The organism is Geomesophilobacter sediminis (genome assembly GCF_016458275.1).
In the GTDB taxonomy this organism is placed as follows: domain Bacteria; phylum Desulfobacterota; class Desulfuromonadia; order Geobacterales; family Geobacteraceae; genus Geomesophilobacter; species Geomesophilobacter sediminis.
In genome coordinates, this window is the sequence record NZ_JAEMHM010000010.1 from 174,598 (window position 1) to 193,617 (window position 19,020).

The 19,020-nt window shown below is 61.9% G+C and carries 14 protein-coding genes and 1 tRNA gene; 10 read left to right on the top strand and 5 right to left on the bottom strand.

Annotated features, from left to right (window positions below):
* Positions 1-250 precede the first annotated feature (250 nt).
* Positions 251-2,713 carry an FAD-dependent oxidoreductase gene (locus JFN93_RS25955; RefSeq protein WP_199384638.1) on the top strand — a complete coding sequence of 821 codons (2,463 nt, stop codon included), beginning with the start codon at positions 251-253 and terminating at the stop codon, positions 2,711-2,713.
* A 66-nt stretch (positions 2,714-2,779) separates the two neighbouring features.
* On the opposite strand, the gene JFN93_RS13605 is transcribed toward JFN93_RS25955, so the two are convergent.
* Both JFN93_RS13605 and JFN93_RS13610 read right to left on the bottom strand, forming a co-directional pair.
* Complete coding sequence (locus JFN93_RS13605) at positions 2,780-3,094, bottom strand: CcdB family protein (RefSeq protein ID WP_199384639.1); 315 nt, start codon at positions 3,092-3,094, stop codon at positions 2,780-2,782.
* The gene (locus JFN93_RS13610) at positions 3,094-3,342 is read right to left on the bottom strand and encodes a type II toxin-antitoxin system CcdA family antitoxin (RefSeq protein ID WP_199384640.1); all 249 of its coding nucleotides are present in this window, start codon (positions 3,340-3,342) and stop codon (positions 3,094-3,096) included. The genes JFN93_RS13605 and JFN93_RS13610 overlap by 1 nt, the downstream gene beginning before the upstream one ends.
* A 249-nt stretch (positions 3,343-3,591) precedes the next feature.
* On the opposite strand from JFN93_RS13610, the gene JFN93_RS13615 reads away from it, so the two are divergent.
* Entirely contained in the window at positions 3,592-4,215 is a 624-nt protein-coding gene (locus JFN93_RS13615) for a YajG family lipoprotein (RefSeq protein ID WP_199384641.1), read from the top strand.
* Positions 4,216-4,611: 396 nt separating this feature from the next.
* Here the strand turns inward: JFN93_RS13615 and JFN93_RS13620 are convergent, their stop codons facing one another.
* Complete coding sequence (locus tag JFN93_RS13620) at positions 4,612-7,209, bottom strand: putative bifunctional diguanylate cyclase/phosphodiesterase (protein ID WP_199384642.1); 2,598 nt, start codon at positions 7,207-7,209, stop codon at positions 4,612-4,614.
* Between the two features lie 632 nt (positions 7,210-7,841).
* Here JFN93_RS13620 and JFN93_RS13625 point away from each other — a divergent pair.
* From JFN93_RS13625 to JFN93_RS13635, 4 genes are all read left to right on the top strand, one after another.
* Entirely contained in the window at positions 7,842-8,255 is a 414-nt protein-coding gene (locus JFN93_RS13625; protein ID WP_199384643.1) for a bacteriohemerythrin, read from the top strand.
* 228 nt (positions 8,256-8,483) lie between these two features.
* A complete protein-coding gene (locus JFN93_RS25810) occupies positions 8,484-8,753 on the top strand; it encodes a GSU3128 family (seleno)protein (protein WP_268898818.1) in 270 nt (89 codons plus the stop codon).
* A 239-nt stretch (positions 8,754-8,992) separates the two neighbouring features.
* On the top strand, positions 8,993-10,345 hold the full coding sequence (locus tag JFN93_RS13630) for an MATE family efflux transporter (protein WP_236021712.1): 1,353 nt from the start codon (positions 8,993-8,995) through the stop codon (positions 10,343-10,345).
* Position 10,346: 1 nt separating this feature from the next.
* Entirely contained in the window at positions 10,347-11,399 is a 1,053-nt protein-coding gene (locus tag JFN93_RS13635) for a methyltransferase domain-containing protein (protein WP_199384644.1), read from the top strand.
* A 518-nt stretch (positions 11,400-11,917) separates the two neighbouring features.
* On the opposite strand, the gene JFN93_RS13640 is transcribed toward JFN93_RS13635, so the two are convergent.
* Together JFN93_RS13640 and JFN93_RS13645 are read right to left on the bottom strand one after the other, a co-directional pair.
* The gene (locus tag JFN93_RS13640; protein WP_199384645.1) at positions 11,918-12,901 is read right to left on the bottom strand and encodes a beta-ketoacyl-ACP synthase III; all 984 of its coding nucleotides are present in this window, start codon (positions 12,899-12,901) and stop codon (positions 11,918-11,920) included.
* 243 nt (positions 12,902-13,144) lie between these two features.
* Positions 13,145-13,468, bottom strand: coding sequence for a hypothetical protein (locus JFN93_RS13645; protein WP_199384646.1), 324 nt, complete (start codon positions 13,466-13,468; stop codon positions 13,145-13,147).
* A gap of 924 nt (positions 13,469-14,392) precedes the next feature.
* Here JFN93_RS13645 and radA point away from each other — a divergent pair.
* The 4 genes from radA (at position 14,393) to JFN93_RS13665 (ending at position 18,818) form a co-directional block, all read left to right on the top strand.
* On the top strand, positions 14,393-15,760 hold the full coding sequence (gene radA, locus JFN93_RS13650) for a DNA repair protein RadA (RefSeq protein ID WP_199384647.1): 1,368 nt from the start codon (positions 14,393-14,395) through the stop codon (positions 15,758-15,760).
* Positions 15,761-15,852: 92 nt separating this feature from the next.
* Positions 15,853-16,209, top strand: coding sequence for an RNA polymerase-binding protein DksA (dksA, locus tag JFN93_RS13655; RefSeq protein WP_199384648.1), 357 nt, complete (start codon positions 15,853-15,855; stop codon positions 16,207-16,209).
* Positions 16,210-16,250: 41 nt separating this feature from the next.
* Positions 16,251-18,557 (top strand): ATP-binding protein, encoded by a 2,307-nt coding sequence (locus tag JFN93_RS13660; RefSeq protein WP_199384649.1) that lies wholly within the window; start codon positions 16,251-16,253, stop codon positions 18,555-18,557.
* 185 nt (positions 18,558-18,742) lie between these two features.
* Positions 18,743-18,818 (top strand) — tRNA-Ala (locus tag JFN93_RS13665).
* Positions 18,819-19,020: the final 202 nt, after the last annotated feature.

A 19,020-nucleotide genomic window follows, 5' to 3' on the forward strand; every position in this document is an offset into this window, starting at 1 on the left:
CGATCGAACCGGCGATGCCGCACGTGGCGCGATCACCGCGGTCCGGCGGCCGAGAATTGTGCAAGAAACGTGAAAAAACGGTTCTCCCCCGGGCGCCGTAACGCGAACGCCCCAGTCTGTCGTGATATTTCGTTCCGCTACCGGCCTGAGCGGACAGGGATTTCTTGACACCGGCACCCGCAACGGGGTAAAAGCTTGATGCTACGTCGTATAGCGGGATAGCAATATATCTATACTTGGAGTTAAGCACGTGAAGAAGTATGTAATCATCGGCGGGGTCGCCGCGGGCATGTCGGCGGCGGCACGGCTGAGACGGCTGGACGAACAGGCCGAGATCGTCGTCCTGGAACGGGGCGACTACGTTTCCTACGCCAACTGCGGCCTTCCTTATTATATTGGCGACGTCATCACCGAGCGGAGCGCCCTGCTCCTGCAGACCCCGGCGTCCTTTCACCAGCGCTTCAACGTGGACGTGCGGACCGGTTCCGAGGCGATCGCCGTCGATCCCACGAAACGCACGGTCAAGGTGCGGGAGCTCAAAAGCGGCCGGGAGTACGACCTTTCCTACGACAACCTGCTGCTCGCCCCGGGCGGCTCCCCGGTCAAGCCCGCCATTGCCGGAGCGGACCACCCTGCCATCCACACCCTCTGGACCATCCCCGACACCGACCGGCTGCGTCAGATGGTGGACGACGGCGCCGTCAAGCGCGCCCTGGTGGTCGGCGCCGGCTTCATCGGCCTGGAGATGGCTGAAAACCTCCACGCCCGTGGGATCGAGGTCACCGTCGTGGAGATGGCCGAGCAGGCGCTTTCCGTGATCGACTACGAGATGGCGGCCGTGGTGCACCGCGAACTGCTCATGAAGAAGGTCCCCTTCCACCTCAAGGATGCGGTCGCCTCCTTCGCGGCCAACCCCGAGGGGGGAGTCACCGCCACCCTGGCCAGCGGCAAGGCGGTTGCCGCGGACCTGGTGCTCCTTTCCATCGGGGTGCGCCCCAACACCGACTTTTTGAAGGGATCGGGGATCAAGCTCGGGGAGCGGGGGCACATCATCGTCGACGATACGCTCCGCACCGGCAGCGCAGGGATCTACGCCGCCGGCGACGCCATCGAGGTGGTCAATCCCCTGACCGGGAAACAGACCGCGATCCCGCTGGCCGGACCGGCCAACAAGCAGGGGCGCATCGCCGCGGACAACATGCACGGCAACCGCCCGAGAAGCTACGGCGGCACCATGGGGACCGCCATCGCCAAGGTCTTCGACCTCGACGTCGGGGTCACCGGCCTCACCGAAAAACTCTGCCGCGCCGAAGGGATCGCCTGCCAGTCGGTCATCGTCCATCCCAACGATCACGCCGGCTACTATCCCGGCGCCGCCCCGCTCACCTTCAAGCTGATCTTCTCCCCCAAGGACCGCCGGGTGCTCGGCGCCCAGTGCGTCGGCTACGGCGGGGTGGACAAGCGGATCGACGTCATCGCCGCTGCCATCAAGGGGAAGATGACCGTCGACGACCTGACCGAGATCGAGCACGCCTACGCCCCGCCGTACTCCTCCGCCAAGGATCCGGTCAACATGGCCGGCTTCGCGGCGCAGAACATCCTGGACGGCCTGCTGCAGGTGATCGGCTGGCGCGCGCTGCAGCAGATCGACCGCACCAAGGTCACCCTCCTCGACGTCCGGACCGTCGAGGAGTTCAAAGGGGGAAGCATCGCCGGGGCGATCAACATCCCGCTCGACGAGCTGCGCGCCCGGATCGGGGAGCTGCCGCCTCAAAAACCGGTGATCGTCTTCTGCAAGGTCGGGCTGCGCGGCTATCTTGCCTGCCGGATCCTCTCCGCGGCCGGCATCACCGACTGCTGCAATCTCTCCGGGGGATACGACACCTGGTGCCTGGCGACCACCTCGAGCGACGAGCTCGATACGGTTTGCCCGGTTGCCTCGATAAAGGATAGAAAAGCCATGGAAGCATCGTCAGTACCGGCCCGCCGGGTCGTCGAAGTCAACGCCTGCGGGCTGCAGTGCCCCGGGCCGATCATGCGCCTGAAAAAGGAGATCGACGCCATCTCCCCCGGCGAGGCGGTCGCGATCAGCGCCAGCGACGCCGGCTTTTACAAGGACGCCGAGTCCTGGGCCAACTCGACCGGGAACATCCTCGCCGAGATCACCGCGGAAAAGGGGATCATCCGGGCGGTCATCGTGAAGGGTAACGGCCTCCCCGCACCGCTCCCCGGACGCGGCAACGACAAGACCATCGTCGTCTTCTCGGGGGACCTGGACAAGGCGCTGGCGAGCTTCGTCATCGCCAACGGCGCCCTCGCCATGGGGCGCAAGGTAACCATGTTCTTCACCTTCTGGGGCCTGAACGTGTTGCGCCGGCACGAGCCGGTCGCGCTCGCCACGGGCAAGAACCTGATCGAGAAGGCGTTCGAGCTGATGATGCCGCGCGGCAGCCGGAAGCTGTCGCTCTCCCGGATGAGCATGGGAGGGATGGGGGACGCCCTGATCAAGGGGATCATGAAGAACAAGAACGTTCCGGCGCTGGAGGAGATGATAGAGCTGGCGCTGGCCGGTGGGGCACGGCTGGTGGCGTGCCAGATGTCGATGGACCTGATGGGGATCCGCCACGAGGAACTGATCGACGGGGTGGAACTGGGGGGGGTGGCCGCCTACCTGGAGGCCTCGGAAAAGGCGGACGCAAACCTGTTCATCTGAGGGGACGTGCTTTAAGGGATGGGACCTGGAAAAAGCGTGCTACCTGGTGGCACGCTTTTCTCTGGTCTAGAAGCCATTCAACAGGAAGTCGATAGCAGCAAAGAGCTCAGACCTCCGATCCTCCAAGTTGATTATCGGCATGCCCAGCTCTTGAACCGGAAACGACGTCAGCTCCGGAACCGATGCAAAGACGCTCTGGCCATCGATGAGGAAGGTTGGACAAAGGGTGGCCAGGATGGCGCTTTGGGCGCTCGTACGAACCAGGGGGATCACGATGCGCGTGCGTAATTGCAGGTGAAGGGAATGCTGTACGTCCAGGATGAAAGGGACATCACGCTTTGTGGCTTCATCGGGATTAAGGTAGACGTCGAGTTGGGCCATCAGAACCTCCGGTACTTGGCTCCAAAGACACCGTTCCCATCGATGCGCTCGTTGTATGCCGTAATTCCCGGCTGGTTTTCCTCCAGCCATTGTGCTTCCTTTTTTCTCCTGCAGTAATCGATTAACGCGCTCTCCAGCAAATTTGACAGGTTCAGGCCGTCCTGTCGGGCGATCCCGAGCAGGTCTTCACGAATGGACAGGTTGGTAGCCTTTTTCTTTACTTTTCCTTCTTCAGGAGCACGTTCCATATGACCTCCTCCGTTCCGACCGGCAACAATGCGCATCACCAATGCGCATCAACAATCTACACCGCCCCCTCTTCCCTGTCAATCGAGCCGCGGTGGACGTTCACAGTTCACGAAGGGCTGTTTCCCATGGCTGCACCACACACAAAATACCTTTGAGAAAACAGACAGATGTAGAATCAAGCGAGGGTAGGGGCTCGAGCTGCCACGGCAATTCTCACCAGCTTGGCCCGTGCCGCTAAGGAGAGTTCAATGCGTTCCAAGACGATAGCGATGGTTTTCCTGGGGCTCGCCGTTCTTACCGGCTGCTCGGCGGTGCCGCACCGGGTCGATCTCATGTACCAGCCCCAGACGCGGGCCGCCAAGGGGAGCAGCGGCAGGATCTATCTGGCCACCCCGAAGGTCTTTTGCAACGCGGACAATCCCCCCCCGGTGCGGTGGGTCATCGGACGGGTTCGGGAAAAGGAGGGGGGGCAGCTCGACGAAATCACCTCGGCGATCTCGCCGCGGGATCAGGTAAACGATGCCTTGATGCAGGAGCTGCAGCAGGCCGGGTACCAGCTCTCCACCGGGGAACTCCCCCCCGAATCGGTGACCGAACTCTACCTGCGGCTGCATGACGTTACCATCGACGTCGACGAGGAAACGACCTGGTATGCCGTCACCACCAAGGCGAAGGTGTCGATGCAGGTCGAGCTGTGGCAGGGGGGACAACTGGCGAAGCGGACCGAATATCATGCCGGGTACCAGGAGAGCTACCCGAGAGACCGCAGCGAGGAGTTGCCGGTCGTCTTGCAGAAGGCGTTGGAAGGGGCTGTCGGCCAGGCGGTCCCGGATATCGTGAGCTTGGCCAAGGTCGCGGCCGGGAAACCGTGAAGGAAGGGAATGGTCGAGGGGGCGGGGCTACGCGGCCTCCCCCTACCGGCTCGGCCGGCAGGACAGCGCTGATCCTGGAGAAAGATTGCGGCGGCATCCGCCTTGTCGTTGTGCGGCAAGAGGTGCCGCGGCGAACCGGCAATGGGCCAGGGAGGTGGCGGACCGCTCCCCGCACCAGGTACGATCGATCAGTTTTGCGTTGGAAAAGTCCTGCGGCACGCTGCTGAATTCGGATCCGAATTCCCCGTTTTTCATGTGCATTCCCCCCTGGCCACTCAGTACAACCGGCACCTCAATGTGGTAGCGCCATTCGCGCTGCAGCCATCACCATCGCGCCTGGAAAGGCGCTTCCACACATTTCACCTTCCCACATCCCCCGCAACCCAACCCATCCCGTCAGGGAAACGTTATGCGTGCCGTTGCTGATTGGCAGACCGCCTGCAGGTCCGGCGACGGAGTCCCGATGTAGTACCCCTGCGCGTAGTCGATCTCCATCTCCTCCAGCGCCGCCAGGATCTCGCGGCTTTCCACGTACTCCGCGATGGTCGAGATCCCGAACTCCCGCGCCAGGATGGCGAGCGTCTTGACGAAGGCGAGGTCCTTGGCATTGCTCAGCATGTTCTGGACGAAGACCCCTTCGATCTTCACGAAGTCGATCGGGAAGCGGCGGATGTACTGGAACGAGGAGTATCCCGAGCCGAAGTCGTCGATGGCGAACTTGAACCCCTGGAACTTCAGCTCCCGGACGAACTGTTCCAAAAGGGAGATGTTCTTCACCGTCTCGCGCTCGGTGAGCTCGAAGACGATCTTCTCGTGCGGTATGCCGTACCGGCGGGCCATGGTGATGATGGCCGGGATGAACTCCTGCAGGATGATGCATTTGGGCGAGAGGTTCACGAACAGATAGCCGCGGTAATCCACCCGGACCACCTCGGCAAACGCCTTTTCCAGCACGATCAGGTCGAGCTTCGATACCACGCCGAGGTTCTCCGCGATCTCGATGAACTCTCCTGCCGGAATCACCTCGCCATTCCGCTCGATCCGGCACAAGACCTCGCACGCCTCTTCCTTCTCGGGGCCGATCGGCGCAATGGGCTGGAAGTACGGGGTAAACAGCCCCTCCTCGATCGCGTCCATGACCAGCCGCGCGTTCTCCCCCGCCTTCTGGAAGACCTCCAGCACGTCCTCCTCCCGCGGCACCAAAACCCGGTTTTTCCCCTGGTCCTTCGCCTTGTAGGCCATGTTGTCGGCAAACAGGAACAGGTCCTTCTCGTTTTGGGCGTGGGTCGGATAGACCGCCATCCCGATGGAGACGGTCGCCTTCGGCTTCGCCCCGTCCGGCGCCTCGATGTAGAGCTCTTCCACCGCCTCCCGGACCCGGTTCGCCACCATGTAGGCCTGCTCCTGGTCCGCCTCGGGGAGGATGACCACGAATTCGTCCCCGCCGTAACGCGAGAAGCTGTCCCCTTTGCGCAAAACGTCGTGCACCTTGTTGGCGAACGCGGTCAGGTACTGGTCGCCGACCGTGTGCCCCCAGGTGTCGTTGATGTTCTTGAAGTTGTCCAGGTCGATCACCAGCAGGGCCAGACGGTAGTCGTGCCGGTCGGCGCGGTTGAGTTCGTAATGGAGGAATTCCCAGAAGGCGCGCTGGTTGTAGAGGTTGGTCAGCGGGTCGCGGGTCGCGTAGTACTCCAGGTCGTGGGTGTACTTGTAGATCGCCTTGATCGACCCCACGACGTTGAGCAGGGTGGTCAGGATCGAATCGATCACCAGCGACCGGATGTCGTCGCGCACCAGCTCCGACTGGACCCCGATCCCCACCACGCCGCCGATCTGCGGGGTCTCCAGGATGAGGGACTTGGTCTGCAGCTCGAACGCGGCACAGTCGAGGTCGGGGCAGGTCCCCTCCCGCTTGGCGACGGTATGCTCCACGTGCACCAGCTTGTCGCCGGCGTCCCCCGCCGCTTTCACCTTCTGCATGAGGAGCCCTTCGACCGCAAGCCGGGTCGACTCGGTCGGCTTGCAGCGCCAGAAGACCTCCACATCCAGGCGCTCCTCGGTGTGGAAGATGCAGAAGATGGTGCAGACGTCCAGGACCTTGTTGATCTCCAGCAGGAGCTTGCAGATGTGCTCCTTCCAGTCCCGGACCATTTCCGAGGTGATGATGAACTTCTCCAGGATCTGGATCTCGAACTCGAGGATGTCCTTGTCGACGGAGATGCTCTGGATCTTGTCGGCGAGTTTGCCGACCTCCTGGAAGATCTGCTCCAGCTCCACGAAACCCGGGGTGAAGTCGAGGTGCTGCAGCCGGCTCAGGTCGTCGACGCTGTTGACCTTGATCACCTGGCTGTGCAAGTGGTTGATGGCGTTGGTAACCCTGCGGTTCATGAAACGGGAGAGCATGAAGGTCATCCCGAAGGGGAGCGGGGAGAGAACGAGGAAGATGCCGAGCAGGTTGCGCTTCGCTTCCTGCATCATCGGCTCGATGTTGTGCCGGATCGAGACGGCGCCCAGCACGTCTCCGGTGTGGGCGCGGGGATGACAGCCGACGCAGACCTCCCCGGCACGCAGCGGGTAGTAGGTCTCCAGGCTGCAGTCGTCCTGGCGCTGCTGCATCCGGCCGCTTTGAAACACCGCACGAGCCAACTGGTCGTTGCAGCGTTCAAAGGCGCGCCCGTCCTGGCGACCGACGTCGTTGAGGTAAAGCTTCACCGAATAGACGGGAGCGTTACTGCCCTGGTACGGGGGATTGAAGAGCTTGTTGAACTCCCCGCGCCGCCAGCCGCGCTGCATCAGGGGAGGGATCGACTGGTAGATCTGGGCCGACAGGGTCTGCGCGGTCCGGGTGGCGTTGTTTTCCACCACCTGGAGAAAGACGAAGGAAGTCACGGCGAGCACCGTGGCGAAACTTACGAAGGAGATCAGGAGGGCGGAAAAGAAGATGAAGAACTGAAGGCGAACCGGCTTAGCCTTCAGGAAAATGGAGAGTCCCATACGTGTACCCCAGCTTGCTGAAACGACTCAAACGACAAATAGGACTTGTTTGATCCTGTTTGGTTGCCTCTTATGTCACGAAAACTAAAAAAGATCAAGTTAAAAAGTACGGATTTGACGCTACAACAGGCACTTATCTGCAGAGCTGGACTGGACCCGGAAACGGGGCGCTGCCGCAGCGACAACCGAGAGAACGGTTGACAAATCCCAGGAGCGTATGCGAGAGTCCCCCTCCGAAGGTGGATCGGGTTCCTCTCAAAACGGTGCTGGGTACCCTGTGGGAGCGCCGTTCCAGGCGCGATCCGCCGCAGGCGGTAACCCTGAGGGTGGTCCTGTCCCCCGCGTCACCACGCATGTTAACCGGCTGGCGACACACGGCGGCGTACTGTGGGAGCGCCTTTCCAGGCGCGATCCGCCGCAGGCGGTAACGAATAAGATGGGTGCCACCGGCTCCCCCGACCTCCACCTGACCACGGCGTGCCGGCCAAAACGGCGGATGGAGCGGACTTCCGCTGGGATTGTCGCGTTTCGTGCCTCAACGCGACCTACTATGATCGGCAGGAGCGACATTCTTGATTCTGGTCGCGATTTACACTTAGCCTCAACTGCTTGAACGGAAGGGAACACTGCAAATGGCAATGATCGAATGGTCCGATGCCTTGGCTCTTGGATTGCCGGAGATTGACCGTCATCACGAGCAACTGGTCCGGCTGACCAACACTACCTGTGAGGAAATCAAGAAGGGAACCAGCCGCGAGCGGATCGGCGAGGTCCTCGATGAACTGCTCCGTTACGCAAAGTACCACTTTGACTGCGAAGAGCGCTGGTTCGAGGAAATATCCTATAGCGATTCCGCGCTGCACGAGGCGGAGCACCTGAACTTCATCCGGCGGGTCGCCGAAATCCAGGCAACCTTCCGCAGTGGCGGCACGGGCGTTTCCTTTGACATTCTTGCCTTCTTGATGAACTGGATCTCCAACCACATCTTCATCACCGACACCGAGTACGCCATCGCCCTCTCCGACACCCGCGCCGCCACCTGCTGACCGGCACCTCCTTACGCCCCGATTTTGATTGATGGTTCTTCCCCGAATTCCGGGGAACTATCGTTAATTTCCACGTGGCGCTGCACGACCCACGCGTCCACCCCTTTGCGAACCTTCCGTTTACGTCAACTCGCTATTCCCAGCCGGCGGCTAATGTGGTAGTAATAACTCCCTGCCGTATACACGAAACTGGAAGAAGCACGACACCCGCTTTCAAGGAGGTTTCGCATGAAAATCAAGAAGAAGATCCTCGACTACGAGTACGAAGAGGCGATCCCGCTCAAGTATCGCGAGTTGATCCGTGTCGGCTGCGCGGTTGCGGTCGGCTGTCCCGACTGACTCAAGAAACACTTCGCGGTCGCGAAGGAAGCGGGAGCAACCGAAGCGGAACTCAGAGAAGCGGTGGCCTATGGCATCATCGCACCTTCCGGCAGGGCCAAGAATTTCGTTCTGGGGCAGCTCGACGCCCTGGGGCTGGATCAGGAACCTAAAGACTGACCACAACTCCACCGCCAACTCCCCCCTTTGACGAAAGAATGGCCCTCGTTCCCAAGGTTCACCTTGGGAACGCAAACAGGTTCAAAGCTCCAGCTTTGTAAAGATGGCCTTTGCGAAGCTGGAGCTTCCCCAAAGATTGACCTTTCCAAGCTGGAGCTTGCGCACAAGATGTGGCAAGGCCCCTTTGCCAAAGGGGGACTTTAACCCCTGCCTTAATACACCGGAACCAGGAAATACCTTTGAAAAGACGCATCTTCACCATCAGCGGGAACCGGCAGAAGCGGGTCTCCATCCGCCGCAACGTAGCGAACCTCTCCATGCCGGTTCTCCTCTCCTCTCTCTTCCAAAGGCTGGTATCCATCGTCGACATCTTCATGGTCGGCGGACTCGGCGCCGCCGCGATCGCGGCAACCGGTCTGGGTCAGCTCCTGATCTTCGTCGTCATGACGGTCTTCTGGGGGCTCGCGACCGGAACCACCGTGGTCATCGCACATCTCTGGGGAGCGGGAGCGCACCTTGCCGCCCGGCGGGCCGCGTTTGCCGCCTGCCTGGCCTGCGCTGCGATGGCGATCGTCGCCACCGTGGCCGGCATGCAGTTCGGCACCGAGATCGCCCGTCTCATCGGCGCCCAGACCGACGTTCTTACCTATGCCTCGCAATACATCAAGCTCGTCTTTCTCTATTTCATCTTCACCGCCGGGCTCAACATCCTCTCCGCGATCATGCAGGGGACCGGTAACACCCGGACCCCGATGGAAGGGGTGATCCTGGTCAACATCCTCCATGTCGTCATCGCCTATCCGCTCATCTACGGGCACTTCGGCTTCCCCCGGATGGGCGTTGCCGGCGCGGCCTACGCCATCAACATCTCCGAGATGGTGGGTTTCCTCTACCTGCTGGTGCAGGCGATCCGGATGAAGTACCTGAAGTTCGGCAAGCCCGACCTGCAGCTATTCCGCAAGATCTGGCGGGTAGGGTATCCGGTCGCCCTGGAGCGGGTGGCCCAGCAGTCGGGCCAGCTCTTCTATTCCAAGTTCATCATCGGCTACGGCACCTCCGCCTATGCCGCACACCAGATCGGGCTTTCCATCGAGTCCCTTTCCTTCATGCCCGGCGCGGGGATGGGGATTGCCGCGGCGACCCTGATGGGACAGGCCCTGGGGGCCCGTAAGATCAACCGGGCCCGGATCAGCCACACCGAGGCGCTGCGCCTGGCCATCCTGGTCATGGGGCTCATGGCACTTTTGTTCCTGTTCCTGCCGCACCAGTTGATCTCGCTTTTCACCCAGGACCCGGACGTCATCGAGAAGGGGAGCATGTTCCTGCGGCTGGTCGCCTTCGCCCAGGTGCCGCTGGCCCTTTCCTTCGTCTACGCCGGCAGCCTGCGCGGCACCGGCGATACCCACTTTGTCTTCCTGGTCACGCTGGCGGCGATGTGGGGAATCCGGGTCCTTCTCTCCTACATCGCCGCGGTCCCGCTGCATCTCTCCCTCTACATGGTATGGGGCGCCTTCGTCGTGGACTGGTTCTTCCGCGCCTTCGTTTTCGGCTGGCGCTACCGCCGCCTCGATCTCAACAACGTGAGCATCTAACGTGCGGCTCTCTTTCGCTCCCACCTTTGATGCCGCAGTCGTGCAGGAGCGACTGGACCAGTTGCTCGTCCCGGAATCGATTCTCGGCCCGTGGATCGGGCGCAGACTTGATCGCCTGGACCAGGATTTCCGCAGCTACGCGGCGAGTTATCCCCTGCCGCTGTGGGCCCCGGGGCTGGTTCTGACCCACGAGATGCGTTCCCTTACCGAAGCCACCTTCCCCTATGAATCGGTGCGCAGGGTCGTGATGCAGTTGCTACGCCTCAGCTGCCGGTTTCCCCTTGCGGTTCCCCCCTGCGTTCTGGATGGGGCCGCCACTTGGCTCGACCTGCTGGTCCGGGCCGAACCGCTCTTTCCCGCCGCGAACCCGGTGGAGGTGCTGCGGGAGGCAGCCCTGGATTTTGGGTCTCGGGCCCGGTTGATCTTCTCCCTTTACCTCCCCCGGCATTACGGCGGCGGTTTCGACCGATACCCGCGGCAGTATGGGTGGATCCGCGAGTGGCTCTCCTCCCGCAAACGGCGGGCGGGGCGGGTCCAGGTGCTCGACGCCGCCTGCGGCAGCGGGGAGGGAACCTACGGCCTGGGCGAGCTGTTGGTACGGCAAGGATACGATGGTGCCAGCGCCGTGCACGGCTCAACGCTGGAGCCGTTCGAACTCTTCGCCGCCGCCCACGCCTATTTCCCCCACGACCCATGCCGCCAGAACGGCTACCGGGAGCGGGTCGCCCCCCTTCTGGAGGCCGGGAAGCCGGAGCTTCAGTTCTACCTGGACGATCTGTCGATGGGAAAGGGAGGGGGCGGGTACGACCTTATCGTTTGCAACGGACTTTTGGGCGGCCCCATGCTGCACCGTCCCGAGCAGTTGCGGGAAGCGGTCTCCGTTTTGGCCGGGCGTCTCACCCCCTGCGGCATCCTCCTGGCCGCCGACCGCTTTCACGAAGGGTGGAAACAGGCGGTACCGCCCGAAGCATTGCAGGCCATCTTCAAAGACAACGCCCTGACGCCGTTTGCGGTTCCGGAGGGAGTGGCGGGGGCAATGAGGAATGAGCACTGAGCAGCAAACCCTTGCCCTCCCCCCTTTTCGAAGGGGGGACTTCACACCCCGCATTAGCCGCCGATGAACGCTGATGAACGCAGATACCGTCCGACACTCCTCCCTTTACGAAGGGTGGCCGGGGGGGATTTGCCTCTGGTAATGGGTGGAATGGACTCCTCTGCTGCCGGTAGTGGCTATTCCTCGACCAGCCTAACCCAATCATCGATCCCCGAGCACCCGATGAAGGCGGCGTCGCGTCCCTTGTAGGAGCGACATTCCTGTCGCGATCAAACCCATGAACAAGCACGGCAGCTGCCGACCCTGTGGGAGCGCCTTTCCAGGCGCGAATAATATCAACCGTTGCACCGCCACCGGCGGATCTCGCCAGGGATGGCGCTCCCACAGAAACCGAGAGGGTGGGCCGCCGAGCTCCGTTGGCGACCCAAACACAAAAAGGGGCGAAGAACCCATGGTTCTTCGCCCCTTTTGCATTACTGACAGTGATTCACTGGCAACTGATCGCCAGCCCCTTTTTTTTAAAACTGGATCAGCGCGCCGCCCCAGGAGAGGCCGCCGCCGAAGCCCATGAGGAGCACCAGCTGGCCGTCTTTGATCTTGCCGTTGCGACGGTTCTCGTCGAGAGCCAGGCCGACCGAAGCCGCGGCGGTGTTGCCGTAGCGGTCCAGGTTGAGCAGGAACTTCTCCTTGGGGATCCCGGTCTTCTTGGAGATGAAGTCGATGATCCGGACGTTCGCCTGGTGCGGGATGATGTGGTCGATCTGGTCCAGGGTCACCTTCCCCTTGGTGGAGAGGTCCTCGATGATGCTCGGGATCACGTTGGTCGCGAAGGAGAAAACGCTCTTGCCGGCCATCTTGAAGGTGTTCTCCTTCTTGGCGATGGTTTCGGCGGTCACCGGGCAGCGCGAACCGGAAGAGGGGACCTGGATCAGCTCCCACCCCTTGCCGTCGCTCTTCATCACGGTCTGCAGGATGCCGCGGCCGCTTTCGGTCGCCCCGAAGATCACCGCGCCCGCGCCATCGCCGAACAGGGGAGCCGTCCCCTTGTCGTCAAAGTCGAGCACCTTGGAATAGGTGTCGGCGCCGATCAGCAGAACCCGGCGGTATTTGCCGGAACGGATCAGGTTGTCGCAGAGTTCCAGACCGTAGATGAAGCTGGAGCAGACGGCGTTCATGTCGAAAGCAAAGGCGTTCTCCGCCCCGATGTTCTTCTGGACCATGCACGCGGTAGCCGGAAGGATCATGTCCGGGGTCGACGTGGCTACGATGAGGCAGTCGATCTCCGCCGGGCTCATCTTCGCACTTTCCAGCGCCAGCAGCGCCGCCTGGGTGGCGAGATCCGAGGTGGACTGTTCCGGCTCGGCGAAGCGACGCTCCTTGATGCCAGTACGGGAGTGGATCCAGGAGTCGGCGTCCTCCTCGACCAAGTAATTAAAGAAGGCATTCGGGACCACTTTCGCCGGTACGAAACCGCCGGTTCCCAAGATTTCAGCATGCAGCATGTTCAACTCCTTTCCACTGACCTGATGTCACCAAAAGCATTCCGGTGCCGCAGTTCGCGGCCCGACTGATCTTCCAAGAACAGGACTGGCTCTGCAGGAGCTCGGTCCCCCTCCGGCGTCTCCTGGGACCGCTTCCGAACGGTGGTTCGCGGACCTAGTATATCCGGCGGTTTAGGGGCAAAATCCTGTCACTTATCGCACGAGATAACGGCGTTTGTCAAAGCAATACTGCAAATCAATACTTCAATGCGTATTTACCGTTTCCTTGTCCAGGACGGCGTCGACGATCCCGTAAAGCCAGACCACGATGAACCCCGCCAAAAGCCAGCGCGCGGCAGGCGAATCCTGCTGGATCGCCTGCAGGATCTTCTCCGGATCCGGGGCGCTGCTGCGGCCGGCAAGCATCAGTTTCCCCATGGCCCGGAGCGCCACGAAAAGGGCGCCCAGGATGAAGATGTTGTCCAGCAGGATCATGATCCCGCCCTTCACCTTACGCCCGAGGACCAGTTGTCCCAGTCCCGGCAGGACGAAGGCCGACAACACGATTGCTTTAACTTTCCGGTTCATTGCTACTCCTCGAAGCGGCGGGTCAAACTCGCGCATCTTCCGGCAAAACGGCGCGAAAAGCAAGCGAAAAGACCCTCCAGGATGTAAGAAGGCCGGCTGTTGCAGGGAAAGTTCGACCACACCAAAAAGTAACCCGCTCCAGTTCCGCAAGACGTAACAGCAGGGGTCGGGGGTCGGGGGCAACACCTTAAACTCCCCCCTTTGCGAAGGGGGGCTGGGGGCGATTTGCCTCTAGTGATGCATTGAGTAATGCGCAAGGTGCGTACCCCTCTGCCCACCGACCGACCACCATCGGTTCCGCGTGGGCACGGGGTGGCCATCCAACTTACTGCTACAGCGGGGTCGACGAACCAGGTTCCGGGGGTCCGGACCATGCCTGAAACTCTCATAGCGGAATCAGGTGTCAGGAATCAGGTGTCAGGTGTCCGGGCAACACCTTAAACTCCCCCCTTTGCGAAGGGGGGCAGGGGGGGATTTGCCTCTAGTGATGCATTGAGTAATGCAGTAATGCGCAAGGTGGGCAGCCCTCTGCCCACCGACCGACCACCATCGGTTCCGCGTGGGCACGCGGTGGCCATCCAACTTACTGCTACAGCGGGGTCGGCGAACCAGGTTCCGGGGGTCCGGACCATGCCTAAAACTCTCATAGCGGAATCAGGTGTCAGGTGTCCGGGCAACACCTTAAACTCCCCCCTTTGCGAAGGGGGGCAGGGGGGGATTTGCCTCTGAGTGATGCATTGAGTAATGAAGTAATGCGGCAAGGTGCGCACCCCTTTACCACGCAGTTTCAAGGATCTTCGTTCATTGCCCATCCCTCTTTGCCTGCTCTCTCCCACTTCCCCGTAGTTATTGACAATATCGGTGTAATGGTACTACTATCCGGGATACGCTCCGTTTACTGTATACGGCTGCCGCAAGGGGAATATGGCGAAGGTAAAGACGAAAACGGGGCACGTCTGTACGGACTGCGGGGCGGTTTACCCGAAATGGCAGGGACACTGCACCGCCTGCGGCGCCTGGAGCACCATCAAGGAGGTCCGGCTCGGCCCGGCCGGCCGCAGCGACGCGGCTGCCGGCTTCTCCGGCGCCACCTCGGCGGTGATGCTCCTCTCCGAGGTCTCCTGCGCCGATGAACCGCGCTTCACCAGCGGCTCGATCGAGCTGGACCGGGTTCTGGGGGGCGGCTTCGTCCCCGGGTCGGTGATCCTCATCGGCGGCGATCCTGGCGCCGGCAAGAGCACCATCTTGCTCCAGACCATGTGCCACGCCGCCCGCGAACGGGAAGTTCTCTACGTCTCCGGCGAGGAGTCGCTGCAGCAGATCGCGGCGCGGGCCAAAAGGCTCGGGCTTGCCACCGACCGGGTCAAGATGCTCGCCGAGTGCTCGGTGGAGCGGGTCCTCGACGTGGCGGGGAGCGAGCGTCCCCAGGTGCTGGTGATCGATTCGATCCAGGTCATGCAGACCGAATCGGTCGACTCCGCCCCGGGCGGGGTCTCCCAGGTGCGCGAAAGCGCCGCGACTCTCACCCGGTACGCCAAAACCAACGGCGTGGTCCTGATCATGGTCGGCCACGTCACCAAGGATTCGTCCCTCGCCGGTCCGATGACCCTGTCCCACATGGTGGACACGCAGATCATGCTCTCCTCCACCGAGGACGCCCGGTACCGCCTGATGCGGACCACCAAAAACCGCTTCGGGGCGGTGAACGAACTCGGGGTCTTCGCCATGACCGAGCAGGGGCTGCGCGAGGTGCGCAACCCATCGGCGATCTTTCTCTCCCGCTCCGAAAGCATCGCCCCGGGAAGCCTGATCAGTGTCCTTTGGGAGGGGACCCGGCCGCTGCTGGTCGAGATACAGTCGCTGGTGGTGGAGGCGCAGTACGGCACGCCGCGCCGGCTCGGCATCGGGCTCGACAACAACCGGATCGCGATGATCCTCGCCGTCCTCACCAAGCACGGCGGTCTGGTGGTCTCGGACCAGGACGTCTTCGTGAACGTGGTCGGCGGGATCCGGGTGCTGGAGACGAGCGCCGACCTGGCGGTGACCCTGGCCATCGCCTCGAGTCTGCGCAACCGCGCCCTGTCGCACGAGCTGCTGGTGTTCGGGGAGGTGGGACTGTCCGGCGAAATCCGGCCGGTATCAAACGGTGAGGCCCGACTGAAGGAAGGGGCGAAGCATGGATTCACCCGCGCCATCGTCCCCAAAGGAAACGTACCGAAGCGGGGTGTGGAAGGGGTGGAGATCGTCGGAGTCAGCGATCTCAATGAGGCTTTGCAGGCGATTCTCGGCTGACTTCAGAAGACCGTAACGAAAATTTTTCTTTACTAATCCTGCAAAATCCTCTCTAATAAGGAATTGTTTTTTTAAGCAAGAGGAAGGGTCTCATGAACGCAGAAAAGCTCGAGTATTTCAGAGGTATCCTGCTGGAGGAAAAACGGTCGCTGCTTGAAGAGGCCGGAAAGACCGTCACCGAGATGAACTCCGACGTGACGAACTTCCCCGACCCGACCGACCGGGCCACCCAGGAGTCGGACCGCACCTTCGAACTGCGCATCCGCGATCGGGAGCGCAAGCTGATCAACAAGATCCAGGAGGCGCTGGCACGCATCGACGCCGGGACCTTCGGCATCTGCGAAGTCTGCGAGGAGGACATCAGCGAAGCGCGGCTCAAGGCTCGGCCGGTCACCACCCTCTGCATCGACTGCAAGATGGAACAGGAGAAGAAGGAAAGGATGCCCTGACCCTTTTCCTCTCTTGCAACTAACACTCCGCGGGAGTCTTCATGGCTGGCCGGAAAGGACAAAACCTTCTGGAGGGCGCGTTGCGCCTCGCAAACGCCCCCGGCCGCTCCCATCCCGCACGTCTTGGCGCTGTGCTCAAGCACATGGCGCACGCCCTCGGCTTTTCCTCAGCTACCCTTTTTCTCACCGATTCGGACCGCACCCACCTCAACCGTTTCTTCACCGCTGACAATCCCGGGGCCACCACCCCCTGCCTGATTCCCTTCGGCTCAGGCTGCGCCGGTCGCTGTGCCTCCACCCGGAGCGCCCTGCGCGGCACGTCCGCCGAGCTCCACCCGGAAGAACCGCGCCGGGAAGGGGAAAACGAATTCCTCGTACTGCCGCTTCTGGAAGGGGCGCGCCTGATCGGCACCCTCAGTGTCGCTTCGGTCTCCGGCACCATCGCTCCCGCCGTCAATCGGAAGGTGAAGGGGTATCTCCCGATCCTGGGACTGATCCTTGAGGGGATGCGCCTGCAGGACCAGGCAACCCGGAGCCGGCGCAGTGTTCCGGTCATCGCCGAACTCGGCAAGCTCCTCAACCCGCCGCTGCCGCCGACCCAGCTCTTGCCGCGCCTGATCCGCGCCTGCACCAGTTCCGGTCTCGCCGCGTGCGCCGTGGTCCGGCTGAACGAAGGGGGCGCGGGAGGGACCCGCATCTTCAAGGGATGCCGCAGCGAGCTGCGCCCCCACCTGCCCCGGCTGCTGCAAGCCGAAGAGCTCGTGGCCCAGGCCGCGCTGCAGAGCGGGCTTCCCCAGGACGACCAGACCGCGCCGGACGATGCGGTTTTCCACGTGCTGGCGCTTCCTCTGAGCTTCGACGGCAACATCATGGGGACCTTCACCTTCTTCGGCGGCCCCGAGCTTGCCGGGTCGGAAGAGCGGACCATTGCCGAATCCCTGGTGAAGGTGCTCTCCAGCGCCTTTGCCGAGGCGATCAGTTCGGGCCGCATCTCCAGCTTCTTCACCGAAAAGGACAAGAAGCTGAAGGAGCTCTCCCTCCTCTACCGGATGAGCAACACCATGCTCTCCACCATCAAGCTCAACAAGCTGATCCACCTCACCCTGACCGCGCTCACTTCCGGGCCGACCCATTTCTTCGACCGTGCCATGCTCTTTCTCACCAACGAGCGCTCCGGGGTCCTGCTCGGAATGCTCGGGGTGTGCAACGATTCCACCCTGTCATTGGGCTCCGCTGCCGGCCGGCGCGGCGACCTTCTGGCCAGCCACTGGGACATCACCGAGGAAGAGATGGCGGCGCAGCGCGACTGCGAGTTCAGCCGCCAGGTGCGCAGCATCCGGCTCGACCTGGGGGACACCGCCAACGTCGGCGCCCGCGCCGTACTGGAAAAGCGACTGATCTTCGTCCCCGAACCCCAAAGCGACCTGTTGGCCCAAATAGATCCACCGCTTTCCGCCTTCGCGGTTTCTCCGCTCATCGCCCACGGGCAAGTGGTCGGGGTGGTCGTGGTGGACAACGCCCTGTCCGGCACCCACATCGGCGCCGAAGACCTCCGCTTCCTGCAGCTTTTCACCAACCAGGCGGGGATGGCGATCGAGAACTCGATGCTCTACAACAAGATCGAGGACACCAACCGCCAGCTTTTCGAGACCCAGCAGCACCTTTTGCAGAAAGAGCGTCTGGCGGCGATCGGCGAGGTCGCGACCGGCATCGCCCACGAGCTCAAGGGGCCGCTGGTCTCCATCGGCGGTTTCGCCAGTCGGCTGAAGAAGAAGCTCCCCAAGGGTTCCGGCGAGTGGGAGAACGCCGACCTCATCGTGCGCGAGGTGATCCGGCTGGAAAACGTCCTTTCCGAGATCCTCCTCTTCGCCAAGAAGGCGACCATCTGCTACGCCCCCTGCAACGTCACCGAGATCGTGAAGGAGTCGCTGGCCGTGGTCACCCCATCGCTTGAGGAACACCGGATCCAGGTATCGAGCCATTTCAACAACAGCGAGCGCCCGGTCCTGATGGGAGACGGCCAGCAGTTGATGCAGGTGTTCATCAACCTCTTCTTGAACGCGGTCGACGTGATGCAGGAGGGAGGGAAGCTGACGGTAATCAGCGAGGCCGCCAAGCTTGAGGGAGCCAGTGCGGTCTGCGTAAAGGTAAAGGACACCGGCGGCGGGATTCCGCTCGAATCGTTGAACAACATCTTCACGCCGTTTTACACGACCAAGGAGCGCGGGACCGGGTTAGGGCTTCCCATTGCGAACCGGATCATCACCAACCACGGCGGCAAGATCCTGGTAAACAACCAGCCCGGCGACGGCGTAGAGTTCAAGATCATCCTCCCGCTGGGCAGCTAGGCTAGGCGAGGCTACTTGCGTTCCCCCCTTTGCGAAGGGTGTATAGACTGGGGAGGGGGATTTGCTCTTTGTGAGCCACAATCCTTCCCCCCGCTCCCTCAACCATTGCCGTTGACACGTTAAATTTTCCTTTCCAACCCGAAGCCATTGAGGTATAAGGGAATCCTTCAGAAAAGCGAATAAATGGGGATGTAGCTCAGCTGGGAGAGCGATGCGTTCGCAACGCATAGGTCGACGGTTCGATCCCGTTCATCTCCACCAGCCTTCGCCAAGGCTTCGGCTGGCACGCCAAGTGCCGGTCGAAGCCTTTGTTTTATCTGCCGCAGTTGCTTACGTTAGCAGCGGTCAACCAAGGCGGATTTCGCGCACAGGCTGTCCCTTCGCACGTTCTTCGTCTTCACGAAAAGAAAGAGGGGGACAGACGCAAGCGCCACCCCCCCTTTCTTTCCTCGCTCAGTTTGTC

What these genes read in the sequence shown, in the direction of transcription:
- JFN93_RS13605 (WP_199384639.1), bottom strand. Translation starts at nt 3,094, where the DNA reads ATGGCCCAACTCGACGTCTACCTTAATCCCGATGAAGCCACAAAGCGT.
- JFN93_RS13610 (WP_199384640.1), bottom strand. Translation starts at nt 3,342, where the DNA reads ATGGAACGTGCTCCTGAAGAAGGAAAAGTAAAGAAAAAGGCTACCAAC.
- JFN93_RS13615 (WP_199384641.1), top strand. Translation starts at nt 3,592, where the DNA reads ATGCGTTCCAAGACGATAGCGATGGTTTTCCTGGGGCTCGCCGTTCTT.
- JFN93_RS13620 (WP_199384642.1), bottom strand. Translation starts at nt 7,209, where the DNA reads ATGGGACTCTCCATTTTCCTGAAGGCTAAGCCGGTTCGCCTTCAGTTC.
- JFN93_RS13625 (WP_199384643.1), top strand. Translation starts at nt 7,842, where the DNA reads ATGGCAATGATCGAATGGTCCGATGCCTTGGCTCTTGGATTGCCGGAG.
- JFN93_RS13640 (WP_199384645.1), bottom strand. Translation starts at nt 12,901, where the DNA reads ATGCTGCATGCTGAAATCTTGGGAACCGGCGGTTTCGTACCGGCGAAA.
- JFN93_RS13645 (WP_199384646.1), bottom strand. Translation starts at nt 13,468, where the DNA reads ATGAACCGGAAAGTTAAAGCAATCGTGTTGTCGGCCTTCGTCCTGCCG.
- radA (WP_199384647.1), top strand. Translation starts at nt 14,393, where the DNA reads ATGGCGAAGGTAAAGACGAAAACGGGGCACGTCTGTACGGACTGCGGG.
- dksA (WP_199384648.1), top strand. Translation starts at nt 15,853, where the DNA reads ATGAACGCAGAAAAGCTCGAGTATTTCAGAGGTATCCTGCTGGAGGAA.
- JFN93_RS13660 (WP_199384649.1), top strand. Translation starts at nt 16,251, where the DNA reads ATGGCTGGCCGGAAAGGACAAAACCTTCTGGAGGGCGCGTTGCGCCTC.